The following is an 18,038-nucleotide window of genomic DNA, read 5'->3' on the forward strand; positions in this document are numbered from 1 at the left end:
CCCCCGCCGCCTACTGGCTGGCCGCCCCGGCTTGCCGCCTCTTGGCCGTCCCTGACTTTCCCCCCGCCGCCTACCGGCTTGGCTGCCCCTGGCTTCCCCTGCCGCCTACTGGCTGACCGCTCCTGGCCCCCGCCTACCGGCTTGACCGCCGCTGACTTCCCCCGCCGCCTACTGGCTGGCCGCCCCGGCTTGCCGCCTCTTGGCCGTCCCTGACTCTCCCCCCGCCGCCTACTGGTGCTGACCGCCCCTGGCCTCGCCGCCCACCGGCTGGCCACCCCCGGCTCCCCCGCCGCCGGGCCACCCCACCCCCTTGACCGTCCCAAATAACCCCCCGCGTCGAGGAGTTCCGCCATGCCCGTTCTCAACCCCGTAGAACGCACCGCCCTGCTCACCGCCGCCCTGCGCGCCGCCGAGACCCGCCGCGCGGACCGGCTGTACGAGGATCCGTACGCCGCCGGGCTGGTCGGGGACGCCGGAGCCGAGCTGCTCGCCGAGGTCCGCGCCGCGACCTTTCCGCCCGACCGGCCGCGGACCCTGCCCAGCACCCCCGACTACAACGCCATCCGCACCCGGTTCTTCGACGACCTGCTCCAGGAGGCGGCCCGGGAGCCGGAGACCACCCAGATCGTGCTGGCCCCGGCGGGCATGGACTCACGTGCCTACCGGCTCCCCTGGCCCGCGCACCTCCGCTACTTCGAGGTGGACCGGCCCGCGGTGCTGGAGTTCAAGGCCGAGCGGCTGCGCGGTGTCGAGCCGCGTGCCGACCACCGTACGGTCGCCGTCGATCTCACCGCCGACGACTGGGAGGACCGGCTCGTCGAGGCCGGCTACGACCCCACGGTCCCCTCGACCTGGCTGCTGGAAGGGCTGCTGTACTACATCCCCGAGGCCGACGCGCACCGGATGCTCCAACGGGTCGCCGCCCTCTGCGCCCCCGGCAGCCGGATCGCCGCCGACATCGTCAACCGGGCCGCTCTGACCCTCCCTCACATGCGCGGCCTGCTCGATGTCTTCGCGGGCTGGGGGTGCCCCTGGGTGTTCGGCACCGACGAGCCGGAGGACCTGTTCACGCGGTACGGCTTCGACGTCCGCGCCGTCCAGCCCGGCGAACCGGGCGCCGACTACGGGCGCTGGCCCGACCCGGTGCCGCCGCGCGAGGTGACGGACGTACGGCGGGTGTTCTTCGTCCACGGCACGCGGCGCCCGCGATGACGACCGCAGTGATCGCCGGAGGCGGCATCGCCGGCCTCGCGCTCGCCCTGGCGCTCGGCACGCGCGGCCACCGGGTGCGGGTCCTGGAGCGCAGCGAGCCGCCGCCGGACGGGCCGGTCGTCAAGAGCGCGGAACTGTGGCACCGGCCGATGGTTCCCCAGGCCGGCCACGACCACGTCCTGAACTCGCTCGGCGTACGGCTGCTGCGCCGCCACGCCCCGGCCGTCCTCGACGCGGCGCTGGAGGAGGGCGCCCGGCTCTTCGACCTCACCTCCGTGGCGCCGCCCGGACCCGGGGCCACCGGCACCGCCCGCCGACCGGGTGACGACGACCTGGTCACGCTGGCCGTCCGGCGCTCCGTACTGGAGGTCGTCCTGCACCGGGCCGTCCAGGAGCTGCCCACGGTGACCGTCCGCCACGGCACCAGGGCCACCGGACTTCTGACGGCCGCCGGGTCCGCCCGGCACCGGGCGACGGGAGTCGTCACCGAGGACGGCGAGCGCGTCACCGCCGACTTGGTCGTGGATGCCTCCGGCCGCCGGTCCGCCTCCCGGTCCTGGCTCACCGCGGCGGGCGTCCCCGTCGCGGACGACGTGACCAGCCCGACCGGGCTGCGCGCCTTCTGCCGCTTCTACCGGCTGCGGGACCCTGACGGCCCACCGCCGGGCCCGCTCAACCGAGGTAACGCGGCCGGCGGTCTGTGGGGCCACTACGCCGCCGTACTGCACCCCGCCGACAACGACGTCTTCGCCGTCGGCCTCGCCACCCTGTCCGACGACCGTGCCCTGACGGCCCTGCGGGAACCCGGCGCCTTCACCGCCGCCTCCCGCCTCTCGCCGTACCTGGAGCGCTGGGTCGACGAGGACGTCGCCCGCCCGTTCGGCCCCCTGCACGTCATGGGTCTGCCGCCGAACATCCTGCGCGGCACCGCGACCGACCGGCAGCCCCCGGTCCTCGGACTCCTCCAGGTCGGCGACGCCGCCTGCGTCACCGACCCGATGCTCGGCCGCGGCATGTCCCTGGCCCTCGCGCACGCCTTCGGGCTCGCGGACCTGATCGAGGAGCACGGTCCGGGCCTTCGCGCGGCGGCGGACGAACGCCTGGCCGAGGCGGCCGCGGCCCTCGCTGAGACGATGCTGCGCCCCTGGTACGAGCAGGCGGCGTACGACTCCTGGCTGCGCGTCGAACGGTGGCGGACCGAGGTCGGACCGCCGACGGACCTCACCGTGGACCGGCCCGCACCACCCGTGTCCGCACCGCCCATGCCCGCACCGCCCGTGCCCCCGGGCCTCTGGGCCGCCACGGCGCGGGCGGCGGCCGGCGACCCCACCGTGTGGCGGGCGTTCACCCGCGTGCAGATGAGCTTGAGCACACCCGCCGAGGCCTTCGGCGACGCGGACTTCCGGGCTCGCGTACGGGCCGCGGCCGACGCGCCTGGGCCGCCACCCGTCCCCTCCGCACTGTCCGCCCCGCCCGCCCCCCGGCCCCCGACCCACGCCGAACTGCGGCACGCCGTCCGACACTCCGCCGCCGTCCAGGAAGGAGGATGAAGGTGCCGCCCCGCAAGAACGTCCTGCTGGCGCCGGTCACGGTCACCCCCACCAAACCGCTGACCCCCAGCCACCTCAAGGGCCTGCTGTGGACCGACGTGATGTTCCGGGCCACCGCGCCGCTCGCCGAGGTGACCTACCGCTACAGCCACACCACGTACCACGTCACCGAACAGACGGTCGGCTTCTGGGAGTACCTCGACCGCACGCACGGCGAGACCGACTACACCCGGCTCTCCGAGGAGGACATCGGCGAACTCTACGTCCGCTACCGCGGCGCGGAGCGGAGCCAGGACGCCGACGTCCTGCGGCCCTACCGGGACGCCGTCGAGCACAGCGACTGGGTCCATCCCGCCAGCGAGCGGCTGCTGCGGCTGTGGGCCGGGCACTACGAACGGCTGGGCATGCACGACCCCGGCCTGCGGGAGCACCAGCCGCCCGGCCTCGGCCTGGAGGAGATGATCGAGCGGCTCGGCACCGCGCACCTGGTCCTCGACCAGCGGCACTGCGGAGGCCCCGTCTACCTCGACCTCACCCGGTACGGAATGCCGCTGCGCCGCATCGTCACGTCCGACGGCCGCCCCAACTACCTCGCCTGCGCCCTGCGCGAACTGCTGCCGCTGGTCCCCTGGTACGACGAGGTCGTCCTGCTGTACGACCGTGAACTCGACGCGGACTACCGGCTGTTGGGCCGTGTGCTGACCGGTCTGGGGCCGACCGTGCGCCGGGTGCCGATCGGCCGGGTTCCCATCGACGGCAGGATCGCCTCGGCCCGGCACGGCGGCTGGCACGGCCACACGGCGGGCGCGTTGCTCAAGGCCGCGAGCGAGGCCGTGACCGAGGCCTCGACCATGGCCGGGGCAGGCTCCGGGAGCGACGACCGCGCGCTCCGGCTCGGTATGCGCCTGTACTTCGTCGCGACCCTCGGCCCCGGGCAGCGCGAGTCCTTCCGCCACGACCTGCTGCGGCACTGCATGACCGTGGCCGCCAAGCTCCTGGACCGCTCCCGGGCCGCCGCCGCGACCGGCGCGGGCGATCTGCGCGACACCGGTCTGCGCGACACCGATCTGCTCGACACCCTCGACCGGCACCGGCGGGGCCACACCTATGTCGACCCCTACCGACTGACCTGCTCCCTGCTGGGCAGGGGCAGACCCGCTCCCGATCCCGGACTCCTGTCGGCGGTGTTCCTGTGACCAGTTCCCTCGACCCCGGCGTGGCCGCGACCACGCCCTTCCCCTTGTCCTCGGCGGCCCTGCTGCGTTCGGCCGTGGACCGGGTACGCACCGCCCGCCCCGAACTGGCGGACCGGTTCGACCTGTCCAGCCCGCAGTCCCTGCGCGCCGCACGGGCCGGAATCCACGGCACGGGCGCGGTCGGCACCGACGAGACCCTGGCCGTGGTGGTCGTCGGCCGGCTCGATCTGCCCCGGTGGGTGCGCGAGACCTGCGCCTTCGCCCTCACCGCGGCACCGGAGAAACGGCACGCCTGGCGGCGCTCCTTCACCCGCACCGTGTATCTCGCCGGCAGCCCGGTCAATCTCCGCGAGCGGTTCACCTTCGACCACGTCGCCGCCGACGGCTCGATGGCGTGGGCCGGTCCGGCGCCCGGCGTGGCCACCGCCACCTTGCGCCGCCTGCTGAAGGCCTTCGAGGCCTCGCACGAGCTGACCGCCCGGCCGTCGGCCACCGTCACCGTGCCCGGACGCCCGCGCTCCGGCCCCCCGGCCCACCGCGACCTGTACATCGCCACCGCGAAGGTGACCCTCACGGACGCGCTCGTGCACATCAACCACCTGCTCGCCGAGGCCGTCATGGACGGGCTGATCGGTCCCGGGGACCGTCTGACGCTGCGGTTCGTGCCACGCCTGACCGGCCTGGACGCGCGGTTCGTCAGGTTGCGCGTCGACACCGACGTCCACCGCCCGGACGAACTCCAGGCGTACGCCGGACTCACCACGGAGGTCTGAATTGCCCGCCCACCCGCCCTCGCCCACGGCCCGCACGGGTGTCGCCGCCGCCCGGCCGCGCCCCGTCCGCTTCGGCTTCCACGGCTCCACACGGCTCGCGGTCCGCATCGCGACCGCCGTCGGCCACCCGTCGTCGTCCGTGCAGTACGTCCCCTACGAGGTCACCGATCCGTTCGGCCCGCTGCGGGCCGGAGCCATGGACGTCATGATCGCCAAGTACGACCCGATGGAGCCGGACATAGAACTGAGCGAACCCGTCTTCTTCGACGGCCGGGCCCTGCTCGTCGGAGACGGGCACCCCCTGGCCGGCCGGGACGAGGTGTCGATCGAGGAGGTCGCCGAGTACGAGGGTTTCCGCTGCCCCGGTGACTTCCCGCCGCACGTCTGGGACCTGGTCGTGCCACCCCGGACCCCTAAGGGCCGTACGATCCGCCGGGTCCACGCCATGACGACCATGGCCGCGCTGGCGGACCGGCTCAGGAGCGGCTCCGCGGTCCATGTGTCGTTCCAGTCCCTGGAAGGGATCATGCCGCTGGACATCCGGGTGGTCCCGATCCACGACCTGCCGCCTTCCCCGGTCACCCTGGCCTGGCTACGGGGTGCCGAACTGCCGGACCACGTACGGCGATTCGTCGCCGACGCGGAGGATGCGGGACGGGCCGTCACCGACGCGGAACCGGCGGTGGCGCGGTGAGCGCGGTCACCGGGCGCCTCCCGGTCGTCCTGCTGCACGCCCTGCCCCTCGACTCGTCCATGTGGGACGCGGTGGCACCGCGCCTGCGCGACCGTGGCCACCAGGTCATCGCCTTCGATCAGTGCGGTTTCGGCGCCGCGCCGCTTGCGGACAGCCCGCCCTCGCTCGATCTCGTCGCCGACGACCTGGCCCGCACACTCGACCGGCGCGGCATCGGCGAACTCGCCCTCGTGGGCTGCTCGATGGGCGGCTACGTCGCGATGTCCTTCCTGCGCCGCCATCCGCACCGGGTACGCGCCCTGGCCCTGCTGGCCACCCGGGACACGGCGGACAGCCCGCAGACGGCCGCACGGCGCCTGCGGTTCGCCGACCTGGTCCTGGACGACTCCGCGCGCGGCCCGCTCGTCACCGAGACCGCCGCGTCCCTGCTGGGCGCCACCACCCGCGCACGACAGCCCCGCCTCACGGAGCAGGTCACGGCCCTGGCACGGGCGGCCGGGCCGCGAGCCGTCGCCTGGGCGCAGCGGGCCGTCGCGGCACGAGCGGACTCCACGGCCCTCCTGCGGGCCGCCGACCTGCCCGCCGTCGTCGTCATCGGCGACGAGGACGAACTCGTCTCCCTCGACGAGGCCCGCGAGACGGCCGGGCACCTGCCACGGGGACGCCTCGTCACCCTCCCCGGAGTCGGCCATCTCGCACCCCTGGAAGCACCCGAGGCGACCCTGGAAACCCTCACGGAACTACTGGCCCAGGCGAAGACGGTGGAGGCGACGGCATGCTGACGACGCATCACGATGCCTGGGGATACGAGACGTCCACCGGACTGGCGTTCACCCACGAGGACATCGTGGACCCGCACTTCCAGGCCTGCGCCCCGTACTACCTGGAGGCCCTCGACCGCGTCGGTATCCGGCCCGGCTGGCACGTGCTGGACGCCGGCTGCGGCAGCGGCGCGTTCCTGCCCCGGATCGCGGACCTCGTCGGAGCCTGGGGCCAGGTCTCGGCCGTCGACCTGGCCGAGGAGAACGTGGCACTCGCCGCCGAGCGGATGCGGGCCCACCCCGCCGGGGCCCGGCTCTCGGTGCGGCGGGGCAGCCTCCTCGAACTGCCCTACCCGGACGACACGTTCGACGCGGTCTGGTGTGCGAACACGACGCAGTACCTCGACGACGAGCAACTGATCGGCGCGCTCGCGGAGTTGCGCCGGGTCACCCGGCCCGGCGGGGTCGTCGCCGTCAAGGACGTGGACGGCACCCTGAGCACCGTGCGCCCGGCGGATCCCTTCCTGATCACCGACTTCTTCCGCACGTCCGCCGAGACCCCCGGCTACGCCCGCCGGCTACTGCGTGGCCGCGACCTGTACCGCTGGCTGCGGGCGGCCGGTCTGACCTCCGTACGGCAGCACACGATGCTCATGGAGTTCCACGCCCCGCTGTCCCCGGCCGCCCTGCGGTTCTACGGCAACGCGTGCGCGCGCTTCGCCCGACAGGCGATACGGGCCGGTACCGAGGGGGACTGGACCCCCTTCCTGGACCCCGACGATCCGTTCAGCCCGCTGCGCAGCCCGGACGGATACATCAGCGAGGGAAACGTCATCGCGATCGGCACGGCGTGAATCCAGTAATTGCTTCGTGTGTACTCCAACCAAGTAAATTGAGGCGGCATGACCGAATCACCGAAAAACCCGGAAACGACCCGTCGCGCCACGCTCGCCGGAGGCGCCCTCGCCGGAATCGGAATCTCCGAAGCCTTATTCACCTCGAAACCGGCCGCCGCGGCCTCCGCGACCCCCGCGACGGAGAGTGACCGCTATCGGCGCGGCTGGGCCCTGCTGCGAGAGGTGTCGGGGGAGAGCGGGGCGGCCATCGTCGAGTCGCTCCATGACATCGCCCCCGACCTCGGCCGATTCGTCGTCGAGTTCGCCTACGGCGACGTGCTGTCCCGGGCCCGACTCGACCTGCGCGAGAGGGAGTTGGTGACCATCGCCGCACTGACCGCCCAGGGCGACACCGCCGGGCAGGTCGGCTTCCACATCGACGCGGCGCTCAACGTCGGCGTACGCCCCGCGGAGATCATCGAGGCCCTGATCCACATCGTCCCGTTCATGGGATTCCCCCGCGCGCTGAACGCGGTCTCCGTCGCCAGGACGGTCTTCGAGGACCGCGGCATCACCTTCGAGCCGCCGGTCATGGACGACCCGCGCGACCGCTACCAGCGCGGCAAGGAGAAGCTGGTCGAGATCGACGGCCAACACGGCCTGGATGTCATCGAGTCCCTCAACGACATCGCCCCCGACCTGGGCCGTTACATCGTCGAGTTCACCTTCGGCGACGTCTACCACCGCCCGTGGCTGACCCCGCGCCGACGTCAGCTCGTCACCGTGGGCGCGCTCACGGCCTTCGGCGACACGGCCCCCCAGCTGCGCGTGCACATCGGCGCCGCGCTCAACGTCGGCCTCAGCCCGGCGCAGGTCGTGGAAACCCTGATCCAGGTCGTTCCGTACGCCGGATTTCCCAGGGTGCTCAATGCCGTCAAGGTGGCCAGGACCGTATTCGAGGAACGGAAGAAATAGGCATGGGGACGAATTCCGTGACAGCGGATGTCACGGTGGACTTCGGGGCGCTCGGCGAGGAATTCCTCAGGAATCCCCACCCGGTCTACGCCGCACTCCGCGCCCGGGGCCCGGTGCACCGCGTCCGGGTGCCCGAGGGAGCCGAAGCCTGGCTCGTGGTCGGCCATGAGGCATGCCGGTCCGCGCTCACCGACCCCACCCTGTCCAAGTCCTGGAAGGACGCCTCCCCCGAGCTGCCGCTGGCCCGGCTCTCCGCCGGCGACAACCTGCTCAGCTCGAACCCGCCGGACCACACCCGGCTGCGCAGGCTCGTGGCGAAGGAGTTCACGCCCCGTCGTATCGAAGCCCTGGCACCCAGGGTGCGGGCCCTGACCGGTGAACTCCTCGACGCCATGCTCGCCCGGCCCGGGGGACGGGCGGACCTCGTCGAGGCCCTCTCCTTCCCTCTGGCCATGGGCATCATCTGTGAACTCCTCGGTGTGCCCTCGCTGGACCGCGCCGCCTTCCGCGACTGGGCCGAGCAGGCCCTGAGCAGCCCGGACCGGGACACCAGGACGGCCGCCACGGCCGCGATGACGCGGTACCTCGTCGGCATGGTGGACGAGATGCGTGCCCGGCCCGGCGACGACCTGATGAGCGCCCTCATCCGCACCACCGACGAGGACGGCGACCGGCTCTCGCCGGACGAACTCATCGGCATGGCCTGGCTGCTGCTCGTCACCGGCTTCGAGACCACCGTCAACCTCATCGCCGGCGGCGTCCTCGCACTGCTCCGGCACCCCGGCCAGCTCGCCGCCCTGCGTGCCGACCCCTCGCTCATCGACAACGCCGTCGAGGAGATGCTGCGCTACGAGGGCCCGGTGGAGACCACCACGTACCGCTTCACCACCGCGCCCCTCGACATCGCCGGCAGCTCCGTCCCCGGAGGCGGTGAACTCGTCCTCATCGCGCTCGCCGACGCCGATCGCGACCCGGCCCGCTTCCCCGACCCCGACCGCTTCGACATCCGCCGCCCGACCGGCGGCCACCTCGCCTTCGGCCACGGCATCCACTACTGCCTGGGCGCACCCCTGGCCCGCCTGCAGGCCCGTACCGCGATCAACGCCCTGCTGGACCGCTGCCCGGCCCTCTTCCTCGACACCCACCCCGCGGACCTGACCTGGCGCACGGGCCTGCTCATCCGCGGCCCTCGCCGTCTCCCGATCCGCTGGCTGCCCGGACCCGCCTGATCACCGCGGGCCGCAGGCCTCGCCCGCGACCGCCTACTCGTCCTCGTCCCCGCACAACTTCCGCAGCACCACACCGCACCGGCGTGCATAGGCATGCTGCAAGCCGCGCGTGGCCGCCCCGCCGGCCCGCGCGTACCACTTCGCCCCCCGGCTGAAGGCACGCACGGTCAGCCACACCGTGCCGTCCCCCGTGCGCTCCACCATGAACACCTCCTCGCCGCACTCCGGATGGCCGGAAAGCGTGCCGTACGCCCAGCCGATGCGCCGGTACTCCTCCACCGTCCACACCACCCGGCACGGCGCCTTTATGACGCCGGCGAGGGTGACCGTGACGTCGACGTCGGTGGCCGCTCGGTCGGCCGACGCCTCGATGCCGACGCCCATCGCGCGGTGCATCTCCCAGGTCATGACGGCTTCCGCGGCTCGGCGGAAGACCTCCTCGCCCTCGCCGATGCGGGTGCGCACATGCAGGGGGTGGAAGCCGGGCGGGCAGAAGCCGCTCTCCCGGGTCGCGCCTACGTCGTCGTACGTGAAAGGCCCCAAAGACATGGGTCCCAAGCGTACGGCGGCACCCGGGGATGCCTTCGTCCCGGGTGCCGCCTGGGTCAAGCTGCCGTCAACCGGCCTGTGGTCAGCTGACGTTGACCGCCGACCACGCGGCCGCGACCGCCTTGTACTCCGTGCTGCTGGTGCCGCCGTACAGGGCGGACGCCGCGCTCAGGGTCGCCGTACGGGCGGCCTTGTAGTTCGTCGTCGACGTCATGTACTCGGTCAGCGCCTTGTACCAGATGGCGGCGGCCTTGGCGCGGCCGATGCCGGTGACCGTCGAGCCGTTGGACGTCGGGGAGTTGTAGCTCACCCCGTTGATCGTCTTCGAACCGCTGCCCTCGGAGAGGATGTAGAAGAAGTGGTTCGCCGGGCCGGAGGAGTAGTGCACGTCCAGGCCGCCCAGGCTCGACGACCAGTAGTCGGCCGACGAGCCGTCCTTGCTCGGCTTGTCCATGTAGCGCAGCGGGCTGCCGTCGCCGTTGATGTCGATCTCCTCGCCGATGAGGTAGTCACCGACGTCGGAGGAGTTCGCCGCGTAGAACTCCACGGCCGTGCCGAAGATGTCGGAGGTCGCCTCGTTGAGACCGCCCGACTCGCCCGAGTAGTTCAGGCCCGCCGTGTTCGACGTGACGCCGTGGGTCATCTCGTGGCCCGCCACGTCCAGCGAGGTGAGCGGCTTGACGTTGCCCTCGCCGTCGCCGTACGTCATGCAGAAGCAGCTGTCGTCCCAGAAGGCGTTGACGTAGGCGTTGCCGTAGTGGACGCGGGAGTAGGCGGCCTTGCCGTCGTTCTTGATGCCGCTGCGGCCGAAGGTGTTCTTGTAGTAGTCCCAGGTCGTCTGGGCGCCGTAGGCCGCGTCGACGGCCGCGCTCTGGTCGCTGGAGGAGCTGGATGCCGCGCCGGTGCCCCAGGTGTCGTCCGCGTCGGTGAACAGCGTGCCCGCCGAACTGCTGCTGCTGCGCGCCTTGTTGTACGTCTTGTGGCCGCCGCGCGAGGTGTCGTACAGCTGGTACGTCGACCCGGAGAGGGTCGTGCCGAGGGTCACCGTGCCGGAGTACACGCTCTTACCGGTGCCGGTCTCGATGCCCTGGTACTCGTAGAGCTTCTTGCCGGTGGCCGCGTCGGTGATGACGTGCAGCTCGTTCGGGGTGCCGTCCTCCTGGAGGCCGCCGACGATCGTCTCGTAGGCGAGGGTCGGCTTGCCGTTCGCGGCCCAGATCACCTTGCGGGGCGCGTTGTCCGCCTCGGTCTTCTCCGAGCCGGCCGCCTTCGCCAGCTTCACGGCCTGGCCCTCGGCCTTGGCCGCGGTGATGGCCGGCTTGAGCGTGGCGACCTTGATGGTGGCCTTCGTCGCCTTGGTGACGCCCTGGGTCTTGCCGGCCGCCGACTCGTGGACGACCAGGTCGCCGCCGAGGACGGGCAGGCCCGCGTAGGTGCGCTCATAGCGGGTGTGGACGGTGCCGTCGGCGTCCTTGACGACGTCCTTGACGACCAGCTTCTCCTGGGCGCCGAGGCCTATCGCGTCGGCGGTCTCGGCGGCCTCGGCCTGCTGGTCCTTGATGAGCGCGGTGCGCGCGGCGGGGGCCAGCGCGACCGGGACGGCGAGCGGGGCGGCCGTTCTGCCGCTCTGCGCCTGGTCCTCGGCGGCGGAACTTCCGGCGGTCAGGCCGGTGGTGAGGAGGGCTCCGGCCGCCACGGCGGTGGCGATGGCCAGAGTGGTGCGCTTGCGACGCGCGTAGAGGGGGGTCACACGAGCTCCTTTGTGGGGGAAAAGCGTTGGTGCTGGTGCGGCGGGTGAGGGAAGCGTGACACCTGGGGCGCGTACATGTCAGGAGTGGGCGGTGATGTTGGCCAAAATTTGACTGTTGGGTGAACGTTTCAGAAATGTAAACGGGCGCCGTCCCGGCGGGAGTTGAACCCACCGAGACGACGCCCTGTCCTGGTCGGACCGTCAACGGGCCTACGGGAAGGTGAGCTTCCAGCTGTTGATGTAGCCGGTGTCGATGGCCGCGTTGTCCTGGACCCGCAGCTGCCAGACGCCGTTGGCGACCTCGGAGGACGCGTTCACCGTGTAGGTGGTGTTGAGGTTGTCCGAACTGCCGCCGGTGCCGTACGCCTTCAGCGTGTACGCCGTGCCGTCGGGAGCGACCAACTGCACCTGGAGGTCACCGACGTAGGTGTGGACGATGTCCACGGCGACCTGGAGGTTGGACGGCGCGTTGCCGGTCCGGCCGGAGACCGTGATCGGAGACGTCACCGCCGCCCCGTTGTCCGGGATCGACACGTCGGTTCCGCTCTCGAAGGACGTGCCGCCACCGCCGCCCCCGTCGGAGCGCGTGCCCACGTTGACGCCCGCCCAGGCGTCCTGCACCGCCTTGTACTCGGTGCTCGTGGTGCCGTACAGCTCGCCGGCCGCCGCGAGGGTGCCGGTGCGGGCGCCCGAGTAGTTGGTGGTGGAGGTGAACTTGGTGGTCAGCGCGCGGAACCAGATCTTCTCCGCCTTGTCCCGGCCGATGCCGGTGACCGGAAGGCCGTCCGAGGTGGGCGAGTTGTAGGTGACACCATTGATGGTCTTGGTGCCGCTGCCCTCGCTCAGCAGGTAGAAGAAGTGGTTCGCGGGGCCCGACGAGTAGTGCACGTCGATCGAGCCGATGCCCGAGTACCAGGCGTCCTTCGAGGCGCCGTCCTGGCTCGGCCGGTCCATGTAGCGCAACGGCGTGCCGTCGCCGTTGATGTTGATCTCCTCGCCGATGAGGTAGTCACCGACGTCGGAGGAGTTGTTCGCGAAGAACTCGACGGTCGAGCCGAAGATGTCGGAGGTGGCTTCGTTCAGACCGCCGGACTCGCCGGAGTAGTTGAGGCCCGCGGTGTTGGAGGTGAGCCCGTGGGTCATCTCGTGCGCGGCCACGTCGATCGACGTCAGCGGGTTGGCGTTGCCCGAGCCGTCGCCGTACGTCATGCAGAAGCAGCTGTCGGACCAGAACGCGTTGACGTACGCGTTGCCGTAGTGGACCCGGGAGTAGGCACCGACGCCGTCACCGCGGATACCCGAACGCCCGTGCACGTTCTTGTAGTAGTCCCAGGTCAGCGCGGCACCGTAGTGCGCGTCCGCACCCGCGGACTCCAGGTTGGACGGGCTGCCGTTGCCCCAGACGTCGTCCGAGCCGGAGAAGAGGGTGCCGGTGCCGGAGGTGCCGCGGTTGAGGTTGTACGTCTTGTGCCCGCCGCGCGCGCCGTCGGTGAGGTTGTACGTCGAACCCGACTGCGTGGTGGTGAGGTTGACCGTGCCGGAGTACACCGTGTTGCCGGTACCGGTCTCGATCGCCTCCCACTCGTACAGCTTCTCGCCGGTGGTGGCGTCGGTGATGACGTGCAGCTCCTGCGGGGTGCCGTCGTGCTGGAAGCCGCCGACGACCGTCTCGTACGCCACGGTCGGCTTGCCGTTCGCGGCCCAGATCACCTTGCGGGGCGCCTTGTTGACGTCCGGGCTCTTGGCCTTCTCCGCCTTCGCGGCGGCCAGCGCCTGCTTTTCCGCCTTGGCGGTGGACACGGCGGCCTTCGTCGTCGCCGGCTTGATGGCGGTGCGGGTCGCCTTGACGACGGCCTCGGTCGCACCGGCCTTCGTGGTCTCGACGACCAGATCGCCGCCGAGGACGGGCAGACCGTCGTAGGTCCGCTCGTAGCGGGTGTGGACCGTGCCGTCGCCGTCCTTGAGGACGTCACGGACGACCAGCTTCTCCTTGGCGCCGAGGCCCAGGTCCTTCGCGGTGTCCGCCTTGGTGGCGTTGGCCTCGCGTATCAGCGCGGCGCGCTGGGCGGGGGACAGCTTGACGGACTCGGCGCCCGGTATGACCTTGCCCGCGGCCGACGGTGCCTTCTCCGGGGCTGCGGTGGCGGCGCCCGACTGGACGGCCGCGGCGATCAGGGCGGAGACACCGACGAGGGCCACGGCGGCGGCCCGGCGGTGCGTGGTGTGACGGCGCGTGGTGTGGGGGGTGCGTCTGTGGGAGGAACTGTCTCTCAACACTGACTCCTTCTGCGCGGCCGCGGATCACGCGGCCAGGGGAGACCGGCCGGCGGGTGGGCCGTCCGGGCGACACGGGGTGGTACGCAGAACGACGTGCGCGTGCGGGAGCTCGGCCGCGGGCACCGCCATGTGACGGTGTTGTGGGGTTGCTGTGACGCGGCCGTGGGAAGAGTGGCAGGTGACTGCGGTTTCTGTCAGGACCGCGTCAGGAAGTTGGCCGGAAATCGTTCGTTGTCCGGGAGTTCACGTTCGATAAACGGACCAGTCGCCTCAAACGTCGATACGGCCGAGATCGCGCAGCCACGCGGTCGCGTTGCCGTCGGACGGCGCCCGCCAGTCACCGCGCGGAGAGAGCGAACCGCCCGCCGAGACCTTCGGACCGTTCGGCATCGCCGAGCGCTTGAACTGTGCGAACGCGAAGAAGCGACGGCAGAAGACCTCCAGCCAGCGCCGGATCTCGGCCAGGTCGTACGCCACCCGCTTGGCCTCCGGAAAGCCCGGCGGCCAGGCGCCGGCGTGCGGGTCGTGCCAGGCGTGCCAGGCCAGGAAGGCGATCTTCGACGGCCGGAAGCCGTACCGCAGGACATGGAAGAGCGTGAAGTCGTGCAGCGCGTACGGCCCGATCTTCGACTCGGTCGACTGCATCTCCTCGCCCGGCACCAGCTCCGGGCTGATCTCCGTGTCGAGGATCGCGGCCAGCGTCCGGCCGGTCTCCTTGTCGAACTGCTCGCTGCCGATGACCCAGCGGATCAGATGCTGGATCAGCGTCTTCGGCACCCCGCCGTTGACGTTGTAGTGGCTCATCTGGTCGCCCACGCCGTACGTGGACCAGCCGAGCGCCAGCTCCGACAGGTCGCCGGTGCCGAGCACGATGCCGCCGCGTTGGTTGGCGAGGCGGAACAGGTAGTCGGTGCGCAGGCCCGCCTGGACGTTCTCGAAGGTGACGTCGTAGACCGGCTCACCGGACGCGAACGGGTGGCCCATCTCCTGGAGCATCAGCCGCGCGGTCGGCGTGATGTCCAGCTCGGCCGCCGTGACGCCGAGCGAGTTCATCAGCTTGTGGGCGTTGTCCTTGGTGTGGTCGCTGGTCGCGAAGCCGGGCAGGGTGAAGGCCAGGATGTCGCTGCGCGGACGCCCGGCGCGGTCCATCGCCCGGGCCGCGACGATCAGCGCGTGCGTGGAGTCCAGCCCGCCGGACACCCCGATGACCACCTTCGGGCCGCCGATCGAGGCCAGCCGCTGCTGAAGGCCCGCGACCTGGATGTTGTACGCCTCGTAGCAGTCCAGGGCCAGACGCTCGGCGTCGGCCGGCACGAACGGGAAGCGCTCGACCCGGCGCTTGAGGCCGAGGTCGGTGACGGGCGGGTCGAGCTCGAACCCGATTCTCCGGAAGTCCCCGGTCCGCCCGGCGTGCGCGCGCCGGTTGTCGTCGAACGTGCCCGTCCGGGCCCGCTCCTGCCGCAGCAGGTCGAGGTCGACATCGGCCACCGCGTACTGGTCGCCGAGCGGGAAGCGCTCCGACTCGGCGAGCAGGGCGCCGTTCTCGTAGATCATGGTCTGCCCGTCCCAGGACAGGTCGGTGGTCGACTCGCCCAGACCGGCCGCCGAGTAGACGTACGCCGCGAGGCAGCGCGAGGACGCCGCCCGGCACAGCAGCCGACGGTCCTCGGCCCGGCCGACCGTGATGGGGCTGCCCGAGAGGTTGGCGAGCACGGTCGCACCGGCCAGCGCCGCCTCCGCGCTCGGGGGCACCGGCACCCACATGTCCTCGCAGATCTCCGCGTGCAGCACGAGACCTGGGACGTCCGCCGCCTCGAACAGCAGGTCGACGCCGAACGGCACCTCCGCGCCGCCGACGCGGATCGTCCCGCCCCGCTCGTCCTCGCCGGAGGCGATCTGACGCCGCTCGTAGAACTCCCGGTAGTTCGGCGGGTACGACTTCGGGGCCACGCCCAGGATCCGGCCCCGGTGCACGATCACCGCGCAGTTGTAGATGCGGTGGCGGTGCCGCAGCGGAGCACCGACGACCAGCGCCGGAAGCAGGTCCGCCGACCCGGCCACCACCGCCCTCAGCGCCTCCTCGACGTCGTCGAGCACCGCGTCCTGGAGCAGCAGGTCCTCGATGGAGTACCCGGTCAGGCCCAGCTCGGGGAAGACGGCGACGGCGACGCCCTCCTGCGCACACGCGCGCGCCTGCCGCAGGACCGCCTCGGCGTTGGCGTGCGGGTCGGCGATGACGGTGTGGCCGGTGCACGCGGCGACGCGCGCGAAGCCGTGCTGGTAGATCGACCAGAAGTTCAACGGACTTCCCCAGGAGAAGCGGACAGTGCTGGGACCGAGCATAGATCGCCTGATCAGGCCCACGCCGTTCCGGACCGGGCGCCAGGGCCTAGACGGGCCGCTCCCCGTGCCAGGACCGCCACAGCGCCGCGTACGCCCCGTCCGCCGCGACCAGCTCGTCGTGGGTGCCCAGCTCGGTGAGGAGGCCGTTCTCCATCACGGCCACGCGGTCGGCGTCGTGCGCGGTGTGCAGGCGGTGGGCGATGGCGATGACCGTACGGCCCTGAAGTACGGCGGCCAGGGCGCGCTCGGTGTGGCGGGCGGTCGTCGGGTCGAGCAGCGCCGTCGCCTCGTCGAGGATCAGGGTGTGCGGGTCGGCCAGCACGACCCGGGCGAGGGCGAGCTGCTGGGCCTGGGAGCCGTCCGTGGCGTGGCCGCCGTCGCCCAGCGCCGTGTCGAGGCCGTCGGGCAGCCGTCGTACCCAGGTGTCGGCGCCCACCGCGGTGAGCGCGGCCCACAACGCCTCGTCCGTGGCGGACGGTTCGGCGATCCGGAGGTTGTCGCGGACCGTGCCGAGGAAGACGTGGTGCTCCTGCGTGACCAGGACGACCTGACGGCGCAGCTCCTCCGGGCCGAGGGCGACCACCGGCACCCCGCCGACCGTCACCGACCCGGCACTCGGCGCGTCCATGCCCGCCAGCAGCCTGCTCAGCGTCGTCTTGCCGGCGCCGGACGGGCCGACCACCGCGAGCCGTTCCCCCGGCCGCACGGTCAGGTCGACGCCGCCCAGGACCTCGCCGCCGCGGTCGTAGGCGTAGCGCACGCCGGTCACGTCGATCCGGTCGTCGGCGGGGGTCGGCGAGTCGGAGTCCGTCGCCTGCGGGGCTCGGGCCAGCCCTTCCACGCGGGCGAACGAGGCGCCGCTGCTCTGGAGTTGCTCGACGCGCATCAGGATCTCGTCGAGCGGACCGACCATCTGCTGCAGATACAGCGCCGCCGCGACCACGGTGCCCAGGCTGATCGTGCCCCGTGCGTGCAGGGCGCCGCCGACGAGCAGGACCGTCGCCACGGGGACGAGATAGGCGATCTCCACCGACGGGAAGAACACCGAGCGCAGGAAGAGGGTGTGCAGCCGGGTCCGGCGGGACTCCTCCAGCGCGTCCCGGCTCGCCGTCACCTGCCGCCGCTCCAGCCGCAGCGCCTCGACCGTGCGGGCGCCCGACGCCGTCGCCGCGAGGATCTCCGCGACGTCCGAGGTGGCCGCACCCTCGGCGAGGTAGCCGGCCCGGGCGCGGCGCAGATACCAGCGCAGCACCGGCCAGAGCCCGGCCAGGCCGAGCAGACCGCAGGCGCCGAGCAGGGGGTCCAGCGCGACGACCGCGACCAGCAGGAACAGGACCTGGACGGCATTGATGAGCAGCTCGGGCCCGGCGTCGCGCAGGGTGGTGCCGACGGCGGCCACGTCGGCGGTGCCGCGCGCCGTCAGGTCACCGGTGCCGGCCCGTTCCACGACCGACGAGGGCAGGGCGAGCGTGCGGTTCACGAACTCCTCGCGGACGCGGGCGAGGGTGCGTTCGCCGAAGCGGTGGCCTACGTAGCGGGCCCAGCGGGCCAGCAACAGCTGGGCTGTAGCCGCTATCAGGATGGTGAGGGCGAGTTTGTCCACGGACGTTACGCCGTGCCCGGCGCGGACCTCGTCGATGATGCGGCCTACCAGCCAGGGGCTGGCCAAGCCGGCGATTGCGGCGAGGGAGTTCAGGGCGAGTACGGCGGTGAAGGATTTGGCGTCGGCCCGGATCAGGCGGAAGGTGGCTCGGCGGACGTCTTGGGGCTCGGCGACGGGGAGGGCTGTGCGGCTACTCACTCGGGACTCGCGGTTGTTTGCCGGGTGTGGGTGCTTAGTGGCTTGTCGCGCCCCGCGGCGGAGCCGCTTATTGACACTGCCCCGCGCCCCTG

At 72.0% G+C, this 18,038-nt stretch carries 14 protein-coding genes; 9 read left to right on the forward strand and 5 right to left on the reverse strand.

Annotated elements, in window-relative coordinates; all coding sequences use genetic code 11:
• The first annotated feature begins 351 nt into the window (after positions 1-351).
• Genes BLU79_RS45115 through BLU79_RS45155 form a run of 9 tightly spaced genes read left to right on the forward strand, consistent with a single transcriptional unit; the run spans position 352 to position 9,226 of the window.
• A complete protein-coding gene (locus BLU79_RS45115) occupies positions 352-1,212 on the forward strand; it encodes a class I SAM-dependent methyltransferase (RefSeq protein ID WP_093911876.1) in 861 nt (286 codons plus the stop codon).
• Positions 1,209-2,762 (forward strand): FAD-dependent oxidoreductase, encoded by a 1,554-nt coding sequence (locus tag BLU79_RS45120; RefSeq protein WP_093911877.1) that lies wholly within the window; start codon positions 1,209-1,211, stop codon positions 2,760-2,762. Before BLU79_RS45115 ends, BLU79_RS45120 begins: the two co-directional genes overlap by 4 nt.
• On the forward strand, positions 2,759-3,958 hold the full coding sequence (locus tag BLU79_RS45125) for a hypothetical protein (RefSeq protein WP_093911878.1): 1,200 nt from the start codon (positions 2,759-2,761) through the stop codon (positions 3,956-3,958). Before BLU79_RS45120 ends, BLU79_RS45125 begins: the two co-directional genes overlap by 4 nt.
• On the forward strand, positions 3,955-4,731 hold the full coding sequence (locus BLU79_RS45130; RefSeq protein ID WP_256333739.1) for a DUF6182 family protein: 777 nt from the start codon (positions 3,955-3,957) through the stop codon (positions 4,729-4,731). Before BLU79_RS45125 ends, BLU79_RS45130 begins: the two co-directional genes overlap by 4 nt.
• A 1-nt stretch (position 4,732) precedes the next feature.
• Positions 4,733-5,425, forward strand: coding sequence for a LysR family transcriptional regulator substrate-binding protein (locus BLU79_RS45135; RefSeq protein ID WP_093911879.1), 693 nt, complete (start codon positions 4,733-4,735; stop codon positions 5,423-5,425).
• Positions 5,422-6,207 carry an alpha/beta fold hydrolase gene (locus BLU79_RS45140; RefSeq protein ID WP_093911880.1) on the forward strand — a complete coding sequence of 262 codons (786 nt, stop codon included), beginning with the start codon at positions 5,422-5,424 and terminating at the stop codon, positions 6,205-6,207. Before BLU79_RS45135 ends, BLU79_RS45140 begins: the two co-directional genes overlap by 4 nt.
• Positions 6,201-7,040, forward strand: coding sequence for a class I SAM-dependent methyltransferase (locus BLU79_RS45145; protein WP_093911881.1), 840 nt, complete (start codon positions 6,201-6,203; stop codon positions 7,038-7,040). The genes BLU79_RS45140 and BLU79_RS45145 overlap by 7 nt, the downstream gene beginning before the upstream one ends.
• Positions 7,041-7,088: 48 nt before the next feature.
• Positions 7,089-7,997, forward strand: a complete 909-nt coding sequence (locus BLU79_RS45150; RefSeq protein WP_093911882.1) for a carboxymuconolactone decarboxylase family protein — start codon at positions 7,089-7,091, stop codon at positions 7,995-7,997.
• 2 nt (positions 7,998-7,999) lie between these two features.
• Positions 8,000-9,226, forward strand: coding sequence for a cytochrome P450 family protein (locus BLU79_RS45155; RefSeq protein WP_177001445.1), 1,227 nt, complete (start codon positions 8,000-8,002; stop codon positions 9,224-9,226).
• A 33-nt stretch (positions 9,227-9,259) separates the two neighbouring features.
• Here the strand turns inward: BLU79_RS45155 and BLU79_RS45160 are convergent, their stop codons facing one another.
• The 5 genes from BLU79_RS45160 to BLU79_RS45180 form a co-directional block, all read right to left on the reverse strand.
• Complete coding sequence (locus BLU79_RS45160) at positions 9,260-9,775, reverse strand: DUF1990 domain-containing protein (RefSeq protein ID WP_093911883.1); 516 nt, start codon at positions 9,773-9,775, stop codon at positions 9,260-9,262.
• Positions 9,776-9,857: 82 nt separating this feature from the next.
• The gene (locus tag BLU79_RS45165) at positions 9,858-11,525 is read right to left on the reverse strand and encodes a M4 family metallopeptidase (protein ID WP_093911884.1); all 1,668 of its coding nucleotides are present in this window, start codon (positions 11,523-11,525) and stop codon (positions 9,858-9,860) included.
• A gap of 210 nt (positions 11,526-11,735) precedes the next feature.
• Positions 11,736-13,799 (reverse strand): M4 family metallopeptidase, encoded by a 2,064-nt coding sequence (locus BLU79_RS45170; protein WP_093911885.1) that lies wholly within the window; start codon positions 13,797-13,799, stop codon positions 11,736-11,738.
• A 273-nt stretch (positions 13,800-14,072) separates the two neighbouring features.
• Complete coding sequence (locus BLU79_RS45175; RefSeq protein ID WP_093911886.1) at positions 14,073-16,103, reverse strand: NAD(+) synthase; 2,031 nt, start codon at positions 16,101-16,103, stop codon at positions 14,073-14,075.
• A gap of 88 nt (positions 16,104-16,191) precedes the next feature.
• Positions 16,192-17,946 (reverse strand): ABC transporter ATP-binding protein, encoded by a 1,755-nt coding sequence (locus BLU79_RS45180; RefSeq protein WP_093911887.1) that lies wholly within the window; start codon positions 17,944-17,946, stop codon positions 16,192-16,194.
• Positions 17,947-18,038: the final 92 nt, after the last annotated feature.

This window comes from Streptomyces sp. cf386 (assembly GCF_900103585.1).
Taxonomy (GTDB): Bacteria; Actinomycetota; Actinomycetes; order Streptomycetales; family Streptomycetaceae; genus Streptomyces.